Origin of the sequence: Lactobacillus sp. ESL0679, assembly GCF_029433515.1 — a bacterium.
In the GTDB taxonomy this organism is placed as follows: Bacteria; Bacillota; Bacilli; order Lactobacillales; family Lactobacillaceae; genus Lactobacillus.
The window spans coordinates 162,089-178,334 of sequence record NZ_JAQTIG010000001.1 but is presented as its reverse complement, the minus strand read 5'-3'; the positions used below and the strand labels follow the sequence as shown (position 1 = coordinate 178,334).

The window sequence follows — 16,246 nt, the reverse complement described above, 5'->3', positions numbered from 1 at the left end:
TTTGATCTGGTGGAAGCAGTCCCATTGGGGCTGTTTTTTTATGTGAAGCTAAATTGTTATACCAAATCGAGATTAAGTGTAATAATTGCTGTATGGACTTTCTTTTTTAGGAGAAAAAATAGATGAAAATGCAACTGGCAGAAATTGCCAAAGCAATCAATTCAACTTGTGAAGGCGACGAGCAAACAATTATTACTTCGGTTGCCTTTGACTCAAGAAAAATAACAGATGGCGGCTTATTTGTTCCCTTAAAGGGCGAGCGTGATGGCCACGACTTCATTGACAGTGCAATTGCTAATGGAGCTTCGGCAACATTATGGCAAAAAGGTCACGCTAATAAGCCAACAACCATTGCTGTGTTAGAGGTCGATGATCCACTGCTTAGCATGCAGAAATTAGCGCAATATTACTTAAACAAGGTTAATCCTACCGTTGTAGGTATTACGGGTTCTAACGGTAAGACAACGACTAAGGATATGACTGCGGCTGTTCTTGCTAAACGGTTTAATGTGCACAAGACTGATGCTAATTTCAACAATGAAATCGGTGTGCCGATGACTATTTTGGAAATGAAGCCAATTACTGAAATTTTGGTTTTGGAAATGGGTATGGATCACGCTGGCCAATTGCATCATTTAAGTGAACTGACTCATCCCGATGTCAGTGTCATTACCATGATTGGTGAAGCCCATATTGAATTTTTAGGTTCACGCGAAGGTATCGCAGATGCCAAAATGGAAATTACCGACTTTTTGCGTGAGGACGGAGAATTCATCTATAACGGGGATGAACCGCTTTTACGTGAGCGCAGTGCAAAAATTAACCAAGCAAAAGTTACCTTTGGTTTTGCAAAAGATGATACAGTTTATGCGACAGGCTTTAGAAGTTATAAGCACCACGCTACGTTTACAATTAACAGTTCACAAAAGCAGTTTTCAATCCCGATGATTGGTAAGCACAATGTTTCTAATGCTATGTCAGCTCTTTGCGTTGGTCGGTACTTCGGCGAAAGTGATGAAGAAATTGCGACCGCATTAGCTAACTTTACTCCGACTGCTAACAGAATGGAGTGGGAAAAAGGCGACGTTGGTGAAGATATCATGAGTGATATTTACAACTCCAACCCGACCGCTGTTCGGGCTGTTTTAACCAGTTTTGGTCAAATTCAAGTTCCAGAAGGTAGCCGCCGCATCGCTGTCTTAGGTGACATGCTGGAATTGGGCAAGCGCTCAGATGCGCTGCATGCTGGGTTAGCCGATAGCCTTGATCCACAAGTGATTAACGAAGTATATTTATTTGGCGCTGAAATGAACAACTTAGCTACTGCTTTAGAAGGCAAGTACGCGCCAGAGAATTTACATTATTATAAAGAAGATCAGATGCCGCAGATGATTGCAGCACTGAAGAATGATATTAAGCCGCACGACATTGTCGTCTTAAAAGGTTCACACGGGATGCACCTTGAGAAAGTATTAGAGCGGCTTAGATAAGGAGAATTTAGTGAAATTTTCGGAATTAGGATTAAATGATGAGCTTCTAAAAGCGATTAAGCGTTCAGGCTTTGAGGAAGCAACTCCAATCCAGGAACAAACAATTCCACTTGCCTTAGCGGGCAAAGATGTAATTGGTCAAGCACAAACCGGTACTGGTAAGACAGCTGCCTTTGCCTTGCCAATTTTACAAAACTTAGAAAAGCAACATAACACTATTCAGGCGTTAATTATTGAACCAACGCGTGAATTGGCAATCCAAACACAAGAAGAACTTTTCCGCTTAGGCCGCGATGAAAAAGCCCGCGTCCAAGTTGTTTACGGCGGGGCTGACATTGGCCGCCAGATTCGCTCACTTAAAAAGCAAGTGCCAGCAATCTTAGTTGGTACTCCTGGTCGTCTACTTGACCACTTGAAGCGCAAGACAATTGACTTAGAAGCTGTCAATACTATCGTGCTTGATGAAGCCGATGAAATGCTCGACATGGGCTTTATCCAAGATATTGAAAGCATCTTAAGCTACGTTAAGAACCGCAAGCAGACTTTGCTATTCAGTGCAACAATGCCGAAGCCAATTTTACACATTAGTGAAAAATTCATGAATAATCCTGAGATTGTTCGCATTAAGGCAAAAGAATTAACTGCTGACTTGATTGACCAATACTTTGTTCGGGCTAAAGATTCAGAAAAATTCGACATTATGTGTCGGTTAATTGACGTTGAAAGTCCTGACTTAGCAGTTATCTTTGTTCGGACTAAGCGTCGCGTTGATGAAGTTAACCGTGGACTGCAAGCGCGTGGCTATAACGCTGCTGGTATTCACGGGGACTTGTCACAAGCTCGCCGGATGAGCGTTCTAAAACGTTTCCGTGCTGGTAAACTTGATATCTTAGTTGCAACTGATGTTGCCGCTCGTGGACTTGATATTTCAGGTGTAACCCACGTTTACAATTATGATATTCCTCAAGACCCAGACTCATACGTACACCGGATTGGTCGTACGGGTCGTGCTGGTCAAAATGGGATGTCTGTTACCTTTGTTACGCCAAACGAAATTGGCTACATGCGGACAATTGAGCAACTAACCAAGAAGAAGATGGAGCCACTTCGTCCACCGTCAGATGACCAAGCTTTCCGTGGTCAATTGAAGGTTGCCAAGTCTAAGATTGAAGACTTGATGAAGGAAGACTTGTCTAAGTACACCCAAGATGCTAATGAACTGTTAGAAAACTATTCAGCAGTTGATCTTGCTTCTGCTTTGCTCAAGAATTTATCTAAGGATTCTTCAAAGGTTGAGGTTAAGATTAGTTCCGAAAAGCCATTGCCATACAAGGGCGGTGGTCGTCGTAGTGGTGGTGGCCGCGGTCGTGGTCATTACGGTCATGGCTCAAGAGGTGGTCACGGCAGCCGCGGCGGTTATCGTGGCGGCGACCGCAACCATCGCGGCGGCGATCGGGCTCATGGTCATGGCGGTTATCGCGGTGACCGTTCACGTCGCAGTGGCGGCGGTCACAACTTTGTGATTAAGAATAAAAAAGATTAATGATTTATTTAAAAATGAGTTGTTCTGATGAACAGCTCATTTTTTGTATTATAATTTTGGAATGTGAGGTAGAGAAAATGATTGTTGGCGTAGGAATTGACGCGGTTGAAGTTGAACGAGTTGCTAAGATTGTTGCTAAGGGTGACAACTTTGCCAAACGGGCATTAACACCCAAAGAATTTGCCCAATATCAAAAATTGCAAGGCAAACGTAAGGTTGAATATCTTGGTGGCCGGTTTTCAATTAAAGAGGCTTTTTCTAAAGCAATGGGGACAGGCCTTGGTAAATCACTTGGCTTGCAGGATGTAGAAACCTTGTGGGATGATTTGGGTCATCCCGTAACGACTTCGTCTAAGTTCAACGGCAAAATTTTCCCAAGTATTACCCATGACAATCATGAAATTATTACATTAATTGTGTTGGAGAAATAAAATGGTTCCAGGAATACATCGTCCGGCAGCAGTTCATGTCGACTTAGATGCAATTAGACAAAATGTTAGACAAGAATTAAGACACTTAGAATTAGGGCAAAAATTGTTCGCGGTGGTTAAGGCCAATGCATACGGTCACGGCGCAGTTAAGGTCGCTCAAGTGGCGGTTGAAGAAGGTGCTGTTGGCTTTTGCGTCGCGATTTTAGATGAGGCATTGGAGCTGCGGCAAGCTGGCATTACGCAGCCCATTTTAGTATTGGGGGTAACCCCAGCTGAATATGCGGTTCTAGCAGCGGCAAATGGTGTCTCACTGACGGTGCCGGACTTGGCTTGGTTAAAGGCAGCAGCGACAAAGTTAGCGGCTACTGACTGGCAGCTAAAGATTCACTTGGCGATTGATTCTGGCATGGGGCGCATTGGTTTTAGCGAAGATCAAGAATTTGTGGCTGCCAATGACTTTTTGTTAGCTCATGAGCGCAGCTTTTATGTGGAAGGGATGTTTACCCACTTTGCGTCGGCTGATAGTAGCGATGATTCCTACTTTAAGCAGCAAGTTGCTCGGTTTAACCATTTAAAAGATTTGCTTAAGGTCAAGCCGAAGTGGATTCACGTTGATAATACTGCGGCCAGCATTTTTGGTAAAAAAATCCATAGCGACCTAGTGCGTTTTGGTATCGGTCTCTATGGCTTAAATCCGTCTTCAAATCCAGCTAGCAGCGATTTACCTGCTCAAATTAAGCTGCAGCCAGCGATGTCATTTGAAAGTGAACTGGTACAAGTCCATCCAATTCATCAAGGTCAGGGTGTGGGATATGGCTCAACTTATGTTGCCGATGGTGACCAAATAATTGGGACGGTTCCCGTGGGCTACGCTGACGGTTTTATTCGGAAGTTCCAGGGCTTTAAGATTAAGGTCGGGGATGAATATTGCCCGATTGTTGGCCGTGTTTGTATGGATCAGTTAATGGTACGCTTGCCATATAAAATGCCTGCTGGTACTAAAGTGGTGCTGATTGATAATGATCCAGCTGCACCTAATAATATTAAGGCAGCAGCTGATTATGTCGATACGATTCATTATGAAGTTGCCTGCTTATTAGATGATCGTTTACCACGAATTTATGATCACGAATAATTTAGTCATAATAAGAACCCCGAAATTAAGATAAATTAATTTCGGGGTTTTATCATTTTTTAGTATCTAAGAACTTTGTCTTAGCTTTAGTTTTTGTATAAGGCGGGAAATTACTAATTATTTTTTTAATTGTCAATTTCTGCCATTAAGCTTGTATGACTTTTAGCATAGAAAAATGTTAAAACAAATGCGACAACAAAACTTATTAGTTCACATAGTAAGAAATTCAGAATAGTTGGTGCATAAATTGACAGGAAGCCTAGCACTCCAGCTGAACCTAGTGAAACTGCAATTACATGTAAGAGTCCAGCTACAGCAGAAGCTACTCCAGAACCAACAAGCGCACAGAAGAATGGGAACCGATATTTTAGATTAACGCCAAATAGTGCAGGCTCGGTTATTCCCAATAATGCTGAAACAGTAGCGGATGACGATAAACCTTTCATTTTCTTGTTTTTGGTTAATAAAAAGATTGCGAAGGTCGCTGCTGCTTGTGCGGTATTAGCCATTGATGCTGTCACAAAAATAAAGTCGCCGCTACCGGTGTGATGCTGAACAAATGCAGAAATAAGTTGTGTTTCAATTGCAGGAAAACTTTGGTGCAATCCTGTTAGAACAATTGGTGAATAAAATAGGCCAAAAATCCCAGTTCCGATAAAGCCGAGTGTATTGTAGAGCCAAGTTACACCCATTGTAATCAGATCAGATAGTTCTTTCATTACGGGGCCAATAATAACAAAGGTTAAAAAGCCGGCAATCATAACTGAAAGTAAGGGCGTAAATGTAAAATCAACAGCATCAGGCAATTTTTTATGCAGCCATTTTTCTAAAAGTGATAAAATCCAAACGGCAGCTAAAACCGGGATAACTTGATAACTGTAATTATTTTGTGCAACTTGCAAACCAAAGATATTCCAAAAATGTCCTGGAACTAAATTTGGTGTTGTCATAATCATTCCTAGTGTTGCGCCGAGGAATTGATTTGCACCAAATCTTTTAGCGGCAGATATACCTACCAAAATTGGCAAGAAAATAAATGGCGCCGAAGACATGACCTGAATCATGTCAGAAATGCCTTTGATGCTTGGGACAATTTCTATTAATGCTTTAGGACCAAATAAACCTTTGGAAGTTAGAAAATTGTTTAAGGCCATTAATAGCCCCCCTGCTACTAGAGCAGGGATGATTGGAACAAAAATATCTGACAGCAATTTAATAAAAGCCATAATTGGGTTTTTACTCTTGGGGGTAGAAACCTTTTTTAGGTCTTCAGTTGATGTTTCGGGTAAATTAGTTAGTTTAATTAGTTCATCATAGACATTGTTAACAGCACCAGGACCAATAATAACCTGATATTGGCCGTTTGCGTTAAAAGTTCCTTTAATATCAGGATCTTCATCTAATAACGTTTGATTTATTTTGCTGGTGTCTTTAACAACTAAGCGTAATCTAGTTGCACAATGAGCAGCTGCAATTAAATTGTTTTTTCCGACTGCGGTTAATACCGTTTTTGCTACACGTTGATAGTCCATTTTAAAACTCCTTCTTAATATTGTTTATGCAAGCGGTTTCTGTAAGACTAATAATTATTATAAATATTTATCTTTATATGTCAAACGCTTATCACAAATTATTTTAATTTGGTAAATTGTTGCATAAATTAGCGATTTATTTGATGAAAGCGATTGACATAAATTGCCGATAGATTTAATCTAAAGGAAAGTTTTAATTTAAAAGGGTGAAATTATGGAATGGTCACGCGAGCAACGCTACGCTTCATATCAAAGCTACGATGAAAAATATATTTCAAAAATTCGGCAACAAACAAGGCAATCTAAGTATTTGCCACATTATCATATTCATCCTTCTTCTGGATTGTTAAATGATCCCAATGGTTTTAGTTATTTTAATCAAAAGTGGCATCTCTTTTATCAATCATTTCCTTTTGGAGCGGTTCACGGAGTTAAGTCATGGAATCATTTGACGTCGACTGACTTGGTTAGCTGGGAAGATTTGGGGTTAAGCATTTTGCCTGATACTGATTATGATCGGCAAGGTGTTTTTTCGGGGTCTGCTATTGCACTAGATGATAAACTTTTTGTTATGTATACGGGCAATACTCGAGATCAAGAGTGGCAAAGGACGTCATATCAAATGGGGGCCTGGCTTAATAAAGATAATGAACTCACTAAGATTGCCCAGCCCTTAATTAGTCAGCCTGATTTTACAACTAGCAATATCCGTGATCCGCAAATAATTAAGTATCAGAATGAATTTTATTGCTTCTTGGGTGCGCAGGACCGTAAAACAAATACGGGACATATTCTGGTTTATCATTCAAAAAATTTAGAAGACTGGACTTCATTAGGCTATGTCAAGTTTCCGTCAGAAATACCATGCGAAATGATCGAGTGTCCTAATTTGCTCTTTATTGATGGGCACCCAGTTTTTATATTTTGTCCACAAAAATTGGATAAAACAGTTCTAGATTATGATAATATTTATCCCAACGTTTATTGGCTAGGTGAAAGTTTTGACTTTAAAAGTTTAAGGTTCACGAGCAAGCAACTACCGCAAAATTTAGATGAGGGGTTCGACCTCTACGCAAGCCAGGGGATTAATTATCAAAATCAGACTTATGTAGTTAGTTGGGTTGGCTTACCCGATATCAGTTATCCAACTGACTCTGAAAATTGGGCTAATTGTTTGAGTTTGGTGAAAGAACTGCATGTCCAAGATAATAAATTAGTCCAGACACCGATTAGTGCGATTAAAAAGTATCGCCAGCAACCACAAAAGCTTTTTGCAAATACCGAAATAACTAGTACAGGACAATTTGAGTTAGCACTAAAAATTCCCGCTCAAACTCACAACTGTTTAAACTTCGGCACAAATGATGAAAAGATTATACTCTATTTTGATACTCAAAAGGGCGATCTGATATTAGATCGCTCAATGGCTGGCGGGAGTTTTGCACAAGAGTATGGTACTAGACGCTCACTAAAAGTTTTACCAAATCATGAGCTAACCTTAGATATTTTCGTAGATCATTCAGTCATTGAAATTTTTGTTAATAATGGGTTAGCCACAATGACTGGGCGCTTTTTCCTCAATGAAAAAAATTTCAAGATATGGTTCTCTAATAATACTGATTTAGAGTATACTGGCATATATTGGAATATAAAGATGAGGTAAATATATGCGTCCCAAACTAAGTGATGTTGCGAAAAAAGCTGGTGTTTCGGTAACGACAGTGTCACGCGTTATTAATAATTACGGTTATTTAAGTAAAGAAACAAAAGCTAAGGTTAAGCTTGCAATGCAGGAACTAAACTATCAGCCCAATTCAGTAGCACGTTCTTTGCAAGGAAAGCAAACATATCTTATAGGCATAATTTTCCCGAATATTAGTAATCCGTTTTTTGGTGAACTAGTCGAAAGACTTGAATGCTTGTTGTTTGCTAAAGGTTATAAAACAATTTTATGTAATTCTGCTAATGATCCACAAAAAGAACATACTTATCTGCAAATGTTGATGGCCAATCAAGTTGATGGCATCATTTCAGGGGCACATAATTTGGGCATTAAAGAGTATCAGCAAACGAATTTACCAATGGTAAGTTTTGATCGTAATTTATCAGCTGATATTCCGATTGTCTCCGCAGATAATTATCGTGGGGCGCAAATGGCAACCGCTGAATTATATCGCTGTGGTTGTCGGCAGATTTATTATTTGGGAAATGCAAATATCGAGGGTAATCCAACTGACCAGAGGTTACGGGGCTATCGCGATTATATGAAAGCTAAGGACTTGAAGGCTAAAGTTTGCTCATTAAACTATGGTGATACTAAGTTAATTAAAATGATGCTTATTAAAAAGTTGCTGGAGCAAGATAAAGTTGACGGCATTGTTTGTTCAGATGATTTGACGGCAATTTTGGTTTGTCTGGTGGCAGAGGAGCTGAAAATTAAAGTTCCGCAAGATTTAATGGTCATAGGCTTTGATGGCACGCAGCTAATTAGGGATTATTTTCCACAATTGACCACTATCAAGCAGCCGTTGAATGATATTGCTTCGTTGTTGATAAAGCTATTACTTCAAAGAATAAAACATCCTGATCAAAAATTTAAAAATACAATCTATACTTTACCTGTAGAACTATGTATGGGTAAAACGGTCAATCCCAATCAGGCATGATGCTTGGTAAAATAGTTGACCTGACAATAGTTTTCAACTAAAAAACCGCTGCTATGATCTTTAGCAGCGGTTTTATTAGGTTAGTGAATCTTACTCATTTTCTTCTGCAGCATCATTGATATAAACACCGGGATTTTCATCACTCATGATGGTCATACCTGCTTGCAAGTCTTCGATTTCGGTCACGACATAACCTTTGTGTTCCAACTTGCCTACAATGGTTTTTAGAACTTCAAGAGTAACCCCTGAAGGTAAAGTGAACAGAATCCGGCGCACAAAGGTGCCATCTGACTCAGCAGCAGTTGCGTCTAAGCTCATAACACCGGCAATGTTGGAATATTTAGTAATGACTTTAGTCATTTTAGCTAAATTACCACGGTCGTTGTCGGTCAATACTGTGAATACATAAGAACCGGTTTTCACATTCCAAGCATTGGACAACATGTCCAATAAGCGTGAGTGCGTCAAAATACCGTAAAACTTGCCGCCTTCGTCTAAAACTGTAATATAAGGTAAGTCTTTAATTGTGAAGAAAACTTTAAAAAATGGTGAGTTTACTTTAATTGTTTTAGTAGCATTTTTAAGTAAGTCAGTAACCGGTAAACTCATATCCTTGCCTTGGGACTTGTGCCGGTAAATGTGCATTTTATAGATATTACCGCGGAAAATAGTGCCAGTATCGTCAAGAATTGGCACACACCGAAAGCCGGAATCTTCCAAAATTTTAAGTGCCTCTTCGAGTGTAGCGTGTTCGTTAACCGTTGTTAGGTAATCTTTTTTAATAACTAAAGATTTGATAAGCATGAGATTGCCTCCGTTTGTATAAATAATCCCCGTAATTATAACATAGATGGTTTTACGATTAAATAAACATTAAAACAAATTGCTAACTTGCTAAATTTAAGTGAAAATCAGCCAGCAGATTGTAGCTGCTGGTCCAAATAAATGGTGCGAATGTGCTATTATTAATACGACTAAATACAAGGGGAAATTTAATGAAAGTTATTGCAGGTCTGGGTAATCCAGGTAAAAAATATGACGGCACGAAACATAATACGGGCTTTATGGCCTTAGATCATTATCTAGCAGCAAATGGGCTCACACTTGAACGTGATAAGTTTGAAGGCAAATTTACCAAGCAAAAAATCAAGGGCACAGATGTTATCCTGCTTGAGCCGCAGACATATATGAATGACTCTGGTCGTTCTGTTGCACAAGTCGCACATTTTTTTAAGGTTGAGCCGCAAGATATTTTGATTATTCATGATGACATGGATATGGCTCTGGGCAAGATTCGCGTTCGGGCTAACGGTAAGTCTGGCGGCCACAACGGAATTAGAAGCATTATTCGTGATTTAGGCACGAGTAATTTTAACCGTTTAAAGATTGGTATTCGCCATCCCGCAGAGGTTACAGAAGCAAGTGTGATTTCTTGGGTTTTGTCTCCGTTTAATAAGGAGCAGCAGGAGTTAATGGCAGCCGCTTTTGCTAAAAGCAGTCAGATTATCGATGACTTCATTGCGGGTGAAAGCAGCCAATATTTAATGAATAAATATAACTAAAATGCGTTTAACAAATTTACTTGAGCAAGATCAAGGGCTAACAGATTTTATTAAAAAAGTTACCCAAGTTAAGAATTCTCTGATCACTGGCGCTACCGCCGGTGCTTTTAGTCTGCTCCTAAAACAGATTGTCCACCAATTAAAGCAGCCGCTTTTGTTAATTGAGGAGAATGAGAGCAAGGCACAAAAGTTAGCCAGTGAATTAAGTGCGATTATGCCTAGCGGCATGGTGCAAAGCTTTCCGGTGGATGCGACCATTGCCACGCAAACCGCGGTGAGCTCGCCGGACGAACTTAGCCAGCGTATCCAGGCACTCAACTTTTTGTTAAGTGAGCAAGCGGGGATTGTGGTAACAACACCGCAAGGGCTGCAGTATAAGTTATCGGCTCCAGATGCCTTCAAAAGGGCGCGGCGTGAATTTGCACCGGGCAAAGAATTTGATTTGGCTGCCCTAACTAGCTGGCTCGTGCAGACTGGTTATCGCCGTGAAAATTTGGTTGCTCGTCCAGGTGAATTTGCTTTACGTGGGGATATTTTAGATATTTATCCTTTGGACCGAGAAAATCCAATTAGAATGGAATTTTTCGGCGATGAGATTGATACGATTAAGGAGTTTGACCTAGCTAGTCAGCGTAGTCAAAAAACTCTGGATCAAGTTACCGTTGCAGCGGCACAAGATCGGGTCTTTACGGCAGGTGACTTTGCTCGGGCAACAAAAGCCATTACTAAGGCGATGGCCGATGCACCGGCACCAGAAAAAGCGGTCAAGGATCACTTCACGCAGACGCTTGATGAGCTTAAGGACGGCACACTGCCGCAAAATTATGCTTTTTTGGTTGATTTTTTAATCAAGGAACCGAGTACGCTATCAGCATATTTGGCACCAAGTGGCGTAATTTTACTTGATGACTGGCCGCTAATTGATCAAGCAGTTAAAACGGTTGATCAGCAGAATGCTGGTTTTATTGATGATGAATTAAAGACTGGGGCAATCTTGCCGGGGCAGGAATTACGCGCCAATTTCAACCAAAATTGGGCTAAGGACCAGCACGCGCATATTTACTTTTCGCTCTTTCAACGGAGCATGGGCCGCATTCGCCTAGGACAATTGTTTGACTGGCAAACCCGTGAGCCGCAGCAATTTTTTAGTCAGATGCCACTGATTAAGACCGAAATTGAATCTTACCAAAAGACGCAGCAAACGGTTGTCTTACAGGCAGATAACGACAAGCGAGCACGCCAGATTAGTCAAACAGTGGCAGAGTTTGGCCTTGATGTGCCCGTGGTTAACGCTGAAGCAATTAGTGAACACCAAACGCAGATTATTGTTGGCGGCTTTAACAGCGGCTTTACGCTGCCCAGAATTAATTTGGTCTACTTGACCGAGCACGAATTATTTAATAAGACGACGCACCATAAGCGCCGGATTAAAACCTTGGAAAATGCGCAACGGTTGCGTAATTATACCGAGCTTAAGCCAGGGGACTATGTTGTTCACGTTAATCACGGAATTGGCCGCTTTGAAGGCATTAAAACGCTGGAAAATCAAGGCGTTAAGCGTGACTACATCACAATTACTTACCAGCATGGCGACCAATTGTTTGTGCCTGCCGACCAACTAAGTTTGGTGCAAAAGTATGTTGCCTCAGAAGGTAAGCACCCACACATTAACAAGCTTGGTGGTAGTGAATGGGCTAAAACCAAGCGTAAGGTACAGTCGAAGGTTGAAGATATTGCCGACGATTTAATTGCGCTATATGCCAAACGTGAATCTGAAAAGGGCTTTGCCTTTTCGTCGGATGATGAGCTGCAGCGGCAATTTGAAGATTCCTTCCCGTATGTCGAAACGCCAGACCAGTTGCGCTCAATTAAGGAAATTAAGCACGACATGGAGCAGGATAAGTCGATGGACAGGCTGCTTGTGGGGGATGTTGGTTTTGGTAAGACAGAAGTAGCATTGCGGGCGGCTTTTAAGGCTATCCAAGATAATAAACAAGTGGCGTTTTTGGTGCCGACAACGATTTTGGCCCAGCAGCATTATGAAACAATTCAAGATCGGTTTAAGGATTTTCCGGTTAATTTTGCGATGCTATCTCGTTTTCAGACCGCAGCAGAAGCTAAAAAGATTGTTACTGGTTTAAAAGACGGCCAGATTGACTTGGTGGTTGGAACGCACCGAATTTTATCCAAAGATGTTAAATTCAAAAATCTGGGACTGTTAATCGTTGACGAAGAACAGCGCTTCGGCGTTAAGCATAAGGAAAAGTTAAAGGAGCTCAAGGCTAACATTGATGTTTTAACCTTGACGGCAACGCCAATTCCGCGAACACTGCACATGTCAATGGTCGGAGTGCGCGATTTGTCGGTAATGGAAACACCGCCGTCAAACCGTTATCCGATTCAAACTTACGTCATGGAACAGATTCCAAGTGTGATTAAAGATGCGTGCTTGCGCGAAATGCAGCGCGGCGGGCAGGTCTTTTACCTGCACAACCGCATTGGCGACATTGACGATGTTGTTAATCAATTGGAAAATTTGATTCCGCAGGCGCGAATCGCTAGTGTTCACGGGCGGATGAGTCAGAACCAAATGGAAGACATCCTATACCGCTTTTTGAATCGCGAATTTGATATTTTGGTCACCACAACCATTATTGAAACTGGGATTGATATGCCTAACGTGAACACGATGATTGTGGAGGACGCCGATCACTACGGCCTAAGTCAGCTTTATCAGCTGCGTGGTCGTATTGGCCGCAGTGCCAGACTGGCTTATGCCTACTTTTTGTATCAACCTAATAAGGTTTTAACCGAAATTGGTGAAAAGCGACTTGATGCAATTCGTGATTTTACGGAATTGGGGTCTGGTTTTAAGATTGCGATGCGTGATTTGTCAATTCGTGGTGCTGGCAACATGCTTGGCGCGCAGCAACATGGCTTTATCGACAGCGTAGGGTACGATTTATACTCGCAAATGTTGGCTGATGCGGTGCTTGAGCGTAAGGGTAAAAAGCGGATTAAAAAGACTAACGCAGAAATTGATTTGGGACTGGAAGCCTATATTCCCGACGCTTATATTAGCGATCAAGAAGAAAAAATTGAGTTTTATAAGAAAATTAAGGCTGCTGATGCAGATGAACTTGACCAAATCCAGGATGAATTAATCGACCGCTTCGGTGATTATCCGGAGCCGGTTGAAAATCTGCTGGCAATGGCTAATTTGAAGATTGAGACTGATTTAGCTCAGGTTTTAAACATTGTTAAAACGGCTAATCGCGTTAAAGTTGCGTTTTCGTCAGATGCTAGCCGTGAATTAGAGGGACCAAATATTTTTAAAGCCTTGGAACACGTTAACTTAAAGGCTAAAATAAGTCTATCGTCACAAAAGCAGCTGGTAGTTCTATTAGAATTACCAGATAACGAAAACAGTCGCATGCTGACGAATGAATTGATGACGTTTATGACTGCAGCAAGTGACATTATTCAAAGATAGGGGTTAAAAATGCGAATTGATAAATTTTTAAAAGTTTCGCGGTTGGTTAAGAGACGGCCAATTGCCAAAGAAATGGCGGATCAAGGGCGAATCAAGGTTAATGACCGAGTTGTGAAGTCCAGCTATGATGTGAAAATCGGGGACGTTATTGAGGTCGGTTACGGCTCAAGACAAGTTAAGGCCAAGGTGTGTGCTATCCGCGAAACTACTAAAAAAGCAGAAGCAAGTGAGCTTTATGAGCTAATTGATTAATCGTTTTCGATATTAATGACTTTTATAGGTGGCCTTGTTATAATTAAAATAGTATTGTTTTAATAATAGGGGATCAAAAATGAGAGGACCACGTATTTATAATTCGCTCAGTCCAGAAGAGCGAATGGCACGTTTAAAGCGTAAACAGGAAAAAAGGGAACGAGAAGTGCACCGAGTACGGCGTAACCGGATAATTGCGGTTTTTGCGATTATCTTTGTCTTTTTGGGTGTGCAGATTGGAATTACGCACGCGCAGACTAGCCGGATTAACAGTCAGGTGCAGGCTTCTAAAAAGTCGCTTAGTACGATTAGCAAGGAAAAGCAAGCTCTGTCTGCAAAACGTGATGATCTCAAGGATCCGGATTATGTAGCCAAACTCGTGCGCTTCAAGTTTTTATATTCCAAACCTAATGAAACAATCTACAATATTCCAGAAGAAAAAGATAATAATTAATGAAATATCAAGTAGGACAGCGGATAACTGGTGTAGTTAATAATATAACTGATCTAGGTATTTTTGTGACATTGCCTAAGCGGCGTTCAGGGTTAATTCACCACAGTGATTTTGGCAGCAATTGGGACCGTGAGCGGCATAATTATCGCGTGGGTCAGAGCGTTCGCGTGGTAATTATTCACAATTTTAAAGGGAAAATCGGTTTATCGAAGATGCGGGTTAATGATTCGACAATTGTTGATCATACTAACCAGTTTTCTTCTGTTAAAAAGAGCGATTTTTTAGATGTACTGACTAAGACGGTCACGGATGCGGAAGCTGAAATTAAGAAATTACACCAAGAATTAGTAAATTATGGCGACTGAGATTGCAGACTTTTTTAAGCAAAATAACTTGCCGTTAGTTGGTAAGACATTGGTGGTAGCCACCAGTGGCGGGCCGGACTCAATGGCGCTACTTGCAATGGTTAGCGCCATGCAGGCAAAATATCAGCTAAAAATAATCGCGGCTCACCTGGATCACCAATTGCGACCGGATTCTAAGAAGGAAGCCGAAGTGATTGAGCGGTATTGTCGCGGCAGGCAGATTAAGGTAATTAATACTGTTTGGCCGGTTCAGCTGCACTCGCAAAAAGGAGTAGAAGCAGCTGCGCGCGATTTTCGTTATTCTTTCTTATTGAAAGTGATGCGGCAAGAGCATGGTGATTATCTGTTAACGGCCCATCATTGTGATGACTTGTTGGAGAATATTTTGCTAAAATTTATTCGTTCGGGTAATCCTAGCGAGATGAATAGTTTAACGGCGGTTAGTAAGCGGCAAGGAATTAAATTATTGCGGCCATTGTTGACCTACAATAAAGACGAGCTGCTTTTATATGATTGCAGACATCAGGTGCCTTTTGTTCAGGACTCAACGAATGCTGAAGATGATGTCTTGCGCAATCGCCTGCGGCATCATGTTGTGCCGCTATTAAAACAGGAGAACCCATTAATTGGTCATAATGCCTTGCGTTATAGTGAGCAAATGAGTGTCATAACTACTCTTGCAAAAAGGGCGTTTGCGGCAGTTGCACCACCTGAACAATGCTTAGGTTTTGCTTACCGTCAAAGTCAGGCTGCACTTGCCACATTTTCTGATCAGGAACAGATTGTTTATTGGCAGAACTTTATTTGGCAGACGTGGCATGTCCGGGTCAACGAAAATTTGGCAGGTTTTGAATTAATTAATTATCAAAAATATTGGTACATTATGCCGGTTAAGTTGCCACCACGCCCGCAGGCAACAACAGTTAAATTGAATGTCGAATTTAACTGGGGGACGCGCCGCTTATTGGTTAGTCAAACATACCAGGCAGCTGGTCAATTAGTGGGGCAGTTTAAGGCGCAGCTAGATACACAGTTATTAGCTCATTCTTTACCACAAGGGGCAAAATTGCTTTTGAAAAATGGTCACCATGTCAAAAGCAAGAAAAAGTTTGCTCAAAATGGCATTCCTGTAATATTGCGACCCTACTGCTTAACTTTAATTGCCAATAAGCAAGTATTATTTGTCGAAAATGCATACAGTTATCAAGAAACTGGTTTTAACGCAGACCAATATTATGTTTATAACATTAAATGATAAGATCCTTTAAAATATTAGAGCATTAGTGAAATTTGTGTTAAACTTTTATTCGTATATTTCTAGAA

Annotated in this window: 13 protein-coding genes and 1 pseudogene; 12 read left to right on the top strand and 2 right to left on the bottom strand. The window is 40.9% G+C overall.

All coding sequences use genetic code 11. The features are described 5' to 3' along the window. The first annotated feature begins 122 nt into the window (after positions 1-122). The 4 genes from murF to alr all read left to right on the top strand — a co-directional run bounded on the left by murF (position 123) and on the right by alr (position 4,599). The gene (murF, locus tag PT287_RS00995; RefSeq protein WP_277131902.1) at positions 123-1,490 is read left to right on the top strand and encodes a UDP-N-acetylmuramoyl-tripeptide--D-alanyl-D-alanine ligase; all 1,368 of its coding nucleotides are present in this window, start codon (positions 123-125) and stop codon (positions 1,488-1,490) included. Positions 1,491-1,500: 10 nt separating this feature from the next. Next, a complete protein-coding gene (locus tag PT287_RS00990) occupies positions 1,501-3,033 on the top strand; it encodes a DEAD/DEAH box helicase (RefSeq protein ID WP_277131900.1) in 1,533 nt (510 codons plus the stop codon). Positions 3,034-3,110: 77 nt separating this feature from the next. Beyond that, on the top strand, positions 3,111-3,464 hold the full coding sequence (gene acpS, locus PT287_RS00985) for a holo-ACP synthase (RefSeq protein ID WP_277131898.1): 354 nt from the start codon (positions 3,111-3,113) through the stop codon (positions 3,462-3,464). Between the two features lies 1 nt (position 3,465). Continuing rightward, on the top strand, positions 3,466-4,599 hold the full coding sequence (alr, locus tag PT287_RS00980; protein WP_277131897.1) for an alanine racemase: 1,134 nt from the start codon (positions 3,466-3,468) through the stop codon (positions 4,597-4,599). A 158-nt stretch (positions 4,600-4,757) separates the two neighbouring features. Here alr and PT287_RS00975 read toward each other — a convergent pair. Then, positions 4,758-6,131 (bottom strand): annotated as a pseudogene (locus PT287_RS00975) (sucrose-specific PTS transporter subunit IIBC); the annotation flags it as partial. Between the two features lie 214 nt (positions 6,132-6,345). On the opposite strand from PT287_RS00975, the gene PT287_RS00970 reads away from it, so the two are divergent. Beyond that, complete coding sequence (locus PT287_RS00970) at positions 6,346-7,794, top strand: sucrose-6-phosphate hydrolase (protein ID WP_277131896.1); 1,449 nt, start codon at positions 6,346-6,348, stop codon at positions 7,792-7,794. A gap of 4 nt (positions 7,795-7,798) precedes the next feature. After that, positions 7,799-8,797 (top strand): LacI family DNA-binding transcriptional regulator, encoded by a 999-nt coding sequence (locus tag PT287_RS00965; protein WP_277131894.1) that lies wholly within the window; start codon positions 7,799-7,801, stop codon positions 8,795-8,797. A gap of 90 nt (positions 8,798-8,887) precedes the next feature. Here PT287_RS00965 and cbpA read toward each other — a convergent pair whose 3' ends face one another. After that, on the bottom strand, positions 8,888-9,601 hold the full coding sequence (cbpA, locus tag PT287_RS00960) for a cyclic di-AMP binding protein CbpA (RefSeq protein WP_277131892.1): 714 nt from the start codon (positions 9,599-9,601) through the stop codon (positions 8,888-8,890). Between the two features lie 191 nt (positions 9,602-9,792). Between cbpA and pth the strand changes: the two genes are divergently transcribed. The 6 genes from pth to tilS all read left to right on the top strand — a co-directional run bounded on the left by pth (position 9,793) and on the right by tilS (position 16,178). Continuing rightward, positions 9,793-10,359, top strand: coding sequence for an aminoacyl-tRNA hydrolase (pth, locus tag PT287_RS00955; protein ID WP_277131890.1), 567 nt, complete (start codon positions 9,793-9,795; stop codon positions 10,357-10,359). A gap of 1 nt (position 10,360) precedes the next feature. Beyond that, positions 10,361-13,852 (top strand): transcription-repair coupling factor, encoded by a 3,492-nt coding sequence (gene mfd, locus PT287_RS00950; RefSeq protein ID WP_277131888.1) that lies wholly within the window; start codon positions 10,361-10,363, stop codon positions 13,850-13,852. 9 nt (positions 13,853-13,861) lie between these two features. Further along, the gene (locus PT287_RS00945) at positions 13,862-14,104 is read left to right on the top strand and encodes an RNA-binding S4 domain-containing protein (RefSeq protein WP_277131886.1); all 243 of its coding nucleotides are present in this window, start codon (positions 13,862-13,864) and stop codon (positions 14,102-14,104) included. Between the two features lie 79 nt (positions 14,105-14,183). Then, a complete protein-coding gene (locus tag PT287_RS00940) occupies positions 14,184-14,558 on the top strand; it encodes a septum formation initiator family protein (RefSeq protein ID WP_277131884.1) in 375 nt (124 codons plus the stop codon). Then, the gene (locus PT287_RS00935) at positions 14,558-14,923 is read left to right on the top strand and encodes a S1 RNA-binding domain-containing protein (protein ID WP_277131883.1); all 366 of its coding nucleotides are present in this window, start codon (positions 14,558-14,560) and stop codon (positions 14,921-14,923) included. Before PT287_RS00940 ends, PT287_RS00935 begins: the two co-directional genes overlap by 1 nt. Next, the gene (gene tilS, locus PT287_RS00930; RefSeq protein WP_277131882.1) at positions 14,913-16,178 is read left to right on the top strand and encodes a tRNA lysidine(34) synthetase TilS; all 1,266 of its coding nucleotides are present in this window, start codon (positions 14,913-14,915) and stop codon (positions 16,176-16,178) included. Before PT287_RS00935 ends, tilS begins: the two co-directional genes overlap by 11 nt. The last annotated feature ends 68 nt before the right edge of the window (positions 16,179-16,246 follow it).